The sequence below is a fragment of the Methanosarcina baikalica genome (genome assembly GCF_031461075.1).
Lineage (GTDB): Archaea > Halobacteriota > Methanosarcinia > Methanosarcinales > Methanosarcinaceae > Methanosarcina > Methanosarcina baikalica.
Genome location: NZ_JAVKPK010000114.1, coordinates 1 through 5,965, shown reverse-complemented (window position 1 = coordinate 5,965; position 5,965 = coordinate 1). Strand labels below are relative to the sequence as shown.

Genomic DNA, 5,965 nt, shown 5'->3' with positions numbered 1-5,965 from the left:
TATATTCCACTATACCAGTAGCTTCTCTGAGCTAACTGCTATTAGTTTCTTATTTCTCTTTACAAAAAGTATAAGCATATAATTGTCTTTTATATTATTCGGGGTTGAGGGGACGAAAGAGACCATTAAAGCCTTGGTAGATCTGACAAGAGCTCATTTTTTTCTTGTATGGATTTTGCTGTTCTTCTCCGGTCTTGCACTTGCTTTTAATAACTATGGGGCTTTTTCCTAGTCTGTAACATTCAAAGCCGTCCTGATCGGGCTTTTCGGGTTTGAAGGCGGGCTTGTACTCAATGATTACGTTGACAGAAAAAGGGACAGGCTCGATATAGAGGGTTCACTTACGGCTTACTGGAGGCCCTTTAAAAGCCGGCCGCTCCCATCCGGAAGGATTTCCCCTAACTTTGCCCTGACAGTGTTTTTACTGCTTTCCGGGCTCACGTGACTGGTAATGTTTACTTTGCCTTATCCCAATTCTTTTTACGTATTTCTCACAATGCTTTCATCATGTATTCTTGAATATTTCTATCAGATCAAAAGAAAAAACCAGAATTTTCCCATTGCCCAGCTTGCAGGAAGGATGGACTTCACTCTTTTTCCGGTAGCGGGATATCTTTGTTACGGGCTACCTGATACGTCTGTGTTTCTCTACCTGCTTTTTTTCTATCCCTGGACTCTTGCACATCTTGCCGTCAACGATTTCATTGATACGGAAAATGACAGGGCCAGGGGAATTAAATCGATTCCTATGCTTTATGGCACTGAAGGGACCCTACTCTGGATTTCGGGGTTTACACTGGTTCACTACTTCACAGCATTTCTTTTTTTAAAACAGCTTGAAGATATTGCAATTTATGGTTTTTTTTTCAGGCTTTCTGGTACTCGGGTTTGCAAACTATAAGCTTGTCAGAGAAAAAAGTCAGAGTGCGGGTCTGTTTGCACTTTTCCTTTACCACGTTTCACTCATAATCTATTCCGGCTCGATCATCCTCGACTCCCTTTTAACCTTTTTCTGACTCTTATAAAAACTAATTTTTCCTTCTGCAGAGCCTCAGCGTATGGCAGCGCAGGCTTCCTCCTCCCGCAAGCAGGGCTTTCGGGTGGAAAGGAATTATCTCAACGCCTTCACTTTCAAGGTTTTTTCTGGTCTTTTGATCGAGCGCAGTATCATAATGAAAGATGGTTCCGCTTTCAAGGGGGACGAAAGAACAGGCCAGACGGCTTTGCTCGGAGTCCGAAACGGGAATAATTTCCACGCCTTTCTCCCTCATGAACGCTTTAAAATTGATTCTTTCTCTGGAGTCTTCCGTAAACAGGCATGTCTCCTCAACTGCAGGTAGATAAGCTAGGACAAGGTCTTCTCTTATTCTGTTGAAGACAGTATCGGGATGCATGTATCGCCTGGCTTTTGGAATTCGGACGTAAATAACCTCACTAAACTCTTTCAGGACATTCAAAATAAATTCCCGGATAAAAGGGTAAGTGTGCCTTTCAGTATCAGCTACAAAGACCGTTTCTTTTGAGAACAGGAGGCAACCTTCAAAGAAACCCTCTCCTCCGTTGAATTCGCTGAGAATGGGAATTCCCAGATTATTTAGGGCTTCCTTTACGACAACCTCTTCTTTTTCCCTCGCAGGCGGGCGCATTCTGGAAAGAATAGCCCCCTTTCCGGTGATAACTGCAGTATCGTGCAGAAAAGTGAGATTTGGCATATTCCTTATCATGTCTATATTTTCTTCCACATTATCTTCAAGCTCATAGACCCTCACGCCGTTTGATTCCAGCAGGTCCTGATAACTTCTATGCTCTTTGATATATCCGGAAATATCAGGAACCTTATCGTAAAGCCAGTGTTTACAGTTCGATTCGTTGATCAGGGTGAGTTCTTTTCCAGGCGTGTGCACAAGTACGCTTTTCAGTCGTCCAAGCTCATCGCACCCGTAAGCGATACCAGGGCCTTTTCTTTCTGCCCGGTCCAATTTATCCCTCTGGCAACCCATACCCAGAACCTCCTTTTTTATCCAGTTTTATTCTCATATGCGTTTTTTTGCAAGGATTATGACATTTTCCATATCTTCGCTTAAAAAAGTCTTCAGGATATCAAATCCGCAAATATCCAGGAAAGAAGTAATCTGGTCATATGTGTATTTGTAGGTAAAGCCCATGCGGATGATGTCTCCTTCCCTGAAGCCTATGGTTTCCGGTCCTATTCGCAGTTCAGCGTCCTTCAGGATATTCAGGCTCTTCCGGGTCCTGTACAGTGCTCCTATCCTTGAGTCAACATGTGCAAGCAAAAGTTCAAAATCGAAATCCTCTGGAGCCATTCCGTAGTGAAGCAGAGGATACATATTGAAGAGAGCATTCTCTCTTGAGGCATATGTGCCCAATACGGATCTCTTTGCAGACTGTGCCTCTTCTCCTGAGCCCTCAGTAGGGAGAAGATTTGCATCGAAGAAAAAAAGGTCTCCCTGCTCAAGATTTTCGCGGATAAGCTGAAGAATGAATTCTGGCTCGTAATTGCAAAAGGTATTTCCCATAATGCAGAAAAGGACCGGAAGACGCCAGATTTTTTTAAGGATTGCCATATCCTCTATGAAGCCAACTATTCCTTTCTTTTCTACAGGCAGATTTTCTACCTTTTCAAGAGCGATATCTACAAGTTCGTTGTTTATATCGATAGGGTAATAGCGTATAGAAATCTTTCCGGAGGCGGGCTTTTCAACCAGATTTTTCCTTATCATTTCTTCGAGAAAAATTATCTCCTTTTCCCCGTTTCCCACCCCAATACTTACAAAATTCATGCCTGTGGGAATGAATCTCACTATTGATGCAATATTTTTCTCCAGAAGGACTTTGAGCTTCCTGGCTACAAGAAATGTTTCAGACTCGTCAAGTTTCAGCCAGTTTCTTGCTCCGTCGGCGCCTGTGTACAGGAGATAATCAGGCAATTCATGGTTTTTCAGGCTCTCACGGAGTTTTTCTTCTATATCCTTCTTACTGGTAATTATGATCTTTTCTTTATTCTCCGAAATGTGCCCCACCCCCATTTTTCCTGTACTTTTCAATATCTCATATTATCCTCGAATCACGCAACAGCACATACCTTTTTATAATTTCTTCCGGTTTATTGCCTGAGTTCCGCTTTTTATCATTTTGTCGTTACTTGAAACACTGCTGGCACTCCATCCTCAGGGCTTCGAGAGGGCCAACACCATTGTTTACTCCTACACTGTAGGCATATCCGCGGCATCCTATGCACTCTTCCATATGTTCGCAGTTCCCGCATCTGCCTTCGAGCACTTTATCGATGTTTCGGACATATGTGAAGAGATCGGAGCCGTAAATCTCTCGAAGGGTCATTTTGTTTACATTATAGGGATATTCCCCCTCAATTCTAAGCGCAGGATGTTCGTCCAGCTTTGTAGGCGCACAGGGTCGGACATTTCCTTCTATGTTAATATACAGGCTGTAGAGGTGCTGAAGGCATCCACTTGCGGTAATTGGCGTGTAGGGCAACCAGTCATACCCGTAATATTTCCTGTCTATTTCCAGCAGTTTTAATTTGTATTCTTTTATCTCGCCAGCCGTCAGCAGTTTATCTTCCAGTTCATCATTTGCCCTGCCTGTAGGCGTGAGAATTTCCATATTGGGAAATATATTTTTTTGCCTGCAGAAGTGCCAGATCTCCTCAATTTCTTCCAGGTTCATTTTATTACTGACGAATGAAACTCCCAGACGGAGTTCTCCAGGTGCTACTGGCTTTGAAAAGCCTGCATTAAGAAGGTTTTCAAGCCCCTTTTTAATATCTTCGAATGCCCCTTTTCTTCCTGCCAGGTAATCCTGAATTTCAGGCTTAAGGGAATCCAGCTTTCCCATTACTGAGGCATTATGTTCGTACAGAAACCCTGCAAGCTCCTCTGTCATCAAAACAGTATTCGAAAAAATCATAGGTATTATCCCCAGGGAATCGATATAGGCGATTAAATCCCTAAAATTCGGGTGCAGAGTCGGCTCTCCCCCACCTATCACGACCACAGACCTGATCCCAAGTTCCTTTGCTTCCGAAACTATGCGTTTGAGGACATTGAAGCCAGCTATTTTTGCAGAATCCTCTCCGCTCTGTGCATAGCAGTAGCGACAGCGGAGATTGCATGATTTGTTTGTCTCAAGACGTATGGCTAAAAGCCTGTTTGAGTTTCTAGCCTCATGGGCCTCCCGTGCCCCGTACATATATCCCCTCAGTACCGGGGGCGGTGAAAACAGGCTTAATGCATCAAAATCCTTCGGTTCTTCCCCCAACATATCAAAAGCTATAGACTCAATTCCTTATCAAGGAGTAAGAAACTAAGTGATATTTTCAAGCACAGCTGATTGATTTTATTTGAGGTTTCGATTTTTTAATTCTCTTTTTTCAATTCCTTATTTTTTCCCCTTTCAGCGTTTTTCAAGAATAAACGGCTCTAAAAGTCTTTACTGACAATCTGCTTGCTTTTTTAGATCCTCTTTGTTAAATTTGCTCTAGCTTTCAATCCTATTTTATTCCTAATTTATTGGATATTTCAAAAAACTAAAATTGTGAATTCGATTTAAAAGAAAACTCACTTTTTAGTGAAAGATTTACCCATTTTTTTAAAGACTATTAATATTAAGAAGAAGTCATTCCCGATATATTATATGATATGATGACTTATATCGTTCCATGACCGCGATTACGACTAAAGACGGTACGCGAATCTATTATAAGGACTGGGGCAGTGGACAGCCGGTGGTTTTCAGCCATGGCTGGCCACTGAGCGCGGACGCTTTTGAAGACCAGATGTTCTTTCTGGCTTCCCGAGGATATCGATGCATCGCCCATGACCGACGCGGCCACGGGCGCTCGGGCCAACCATGGAACGGTAACGATATGGACACGTATGCAGACGACCTCGCGGAGCTTCTCGAAACACTCGACCTTAAGGACACGATTCTTGTCGGCCACTCAACGGGAGGCGGTGAAGTTACCCGCTATATTGGCCGCCACGGCACAGAGCGTGTGGCCAAAGTTGTACTGATCAGCGCGGTGTCGCCTCTAATGCTCAAGACCCCTGCCAATCCGGAAGGCACGCCGATAGAGGCGTTCGACCAGATTCGAGCTAATGTCAAAGCCGACCGTTCACAATTCTGGAAAGATCTTAGTCTGCCATTCTACGGCTACAACAGGCCTGGTGCCAAAGTCTCGGAAGGCGTACGTGATTCATTCTGGCTCCAGGGAATGATGGCTGGATTTCCGGCCGCATACTTTTGTATCAAGGCCTTTTCCGAAACGGACCTAACTGAGGACCTCAAAAAATTCGATGTTCCAACTCTGATCCTGCATGGCGATGACGATCAGATTGTGCCGATCGGCGCCTCAGCCATGCTTTCGTCCAAACTTGTCAAGGACGCCACGCTGAAGGTCTACAAAGGCGCGCCGCACGGCATGTGCACAACCCTCAAGGACCGGATCAATGAGGACATCCTTGCGTTTTTCAAGGCGTAAGGCCGAACACAAAGGTAGAAAGAGAACAACATGACGATCAGAAAGGTCGAGATCTAACGGTTCAGCGTGACATCTTCCAAGCCTTTCGAGGCGGTTATGGTAGCGCTCAAAGCAGCTCTGGATATGGTCGAGTTTGTGAAGGCAACTCAGGGCGTAAGGACCATTTGCTAAACTGGAAAGTGTGGTCCACAGGAGCCTCGGCAGGACAGGGCTAATGATGTTCATGAAACTCGATCACGGCGCGATTCTGCGTAAGGAGACCGGGCTCAACATGCCGAAAAACGTGCGCTTTTTGATCGGAAATCCACTTATCATTAAATATTTTACTGTTTTCCGTAGGATGTATTGAAGGAAATTTAAGTGCTGAAGAAATTAGAACTAAAATACTAGATAAAGATGGTAGTACATTAGATTATTCGGCATTGGTAAATAAAAATAGATATC

At 44.0% G+C, this 5,965-nt stretch carries 4 protein-coding genes and 1 pseudogene; 2 read left to right on the top strand and 3 right to left on the bottom strand.

From position 1 onward, the window contains the following. The first annotated feature begins 253 nt into the window (after positions 1–253). A pseudogene (locus RG963_RS16110) lies at positions 254–901 on the top strand (UbiA family prenyltransferase). 127 nt (positions 902–1,028) lie between these two features. Here RG963_RS16110 and RG963_RS16105 read toward each other — a convergent pair. The 3 genes from RG963_RS16105 to RG963_RS16095 all read right to left on the bottom strand — a co-directional run bounded on the left by RG963_RS16105 (position 1,029) and on the right by RG963_RS16095 (position 4,230). Next, entirely contained in the window at positions 1,029–2,000 is a 972-nt protein-coding gene (locus RG963_RS16105; protein WP_310577298.1) for a dimethylarginine dimethylaminohydrolase family protein, read from the bottom strand. 33 nt (positions 2,001–2,033) lie between these two features. Then, entirely contained in the window at positions 2,034–3,065 is a 1,032-nt protein-coding gene (locus RG963_RS16100; protein ID WP_310577297.1) for an L-histidine N(alpha)-methyltransferase, read from the bottom strand. A 94-nt stretch (positions 3,066–3,159) separates the two neighbouring features. Beyond that, positions 3,160–4,230, bottom strand: a complete 1,071-nt coding sequence (locus RG963_RS16095) for a radical SAM protein (RefSeq protein ID WP_310577296.1) — start codon at positions 4,228–4,230, stop codon at positions 3,160–3,162. Positions 4,231–4,699: 469 nt separating this feature from the next. Between RG963_RS16095 and RG963_RS16090 the strand changes: the two genes are divergently transcribed. Next, complete coding sequence (locus tag RG963_RS16090) at positions 4,700–5,521, top strand: alpha/beta fold hydrolase (protein ID WP_310577295.1); 822 nt, start codon at positions 4,700–4,702, stop codon at positions 5,519–5,521. Positions 5,522–5,965: the final 444 nt, after the last annotated feature.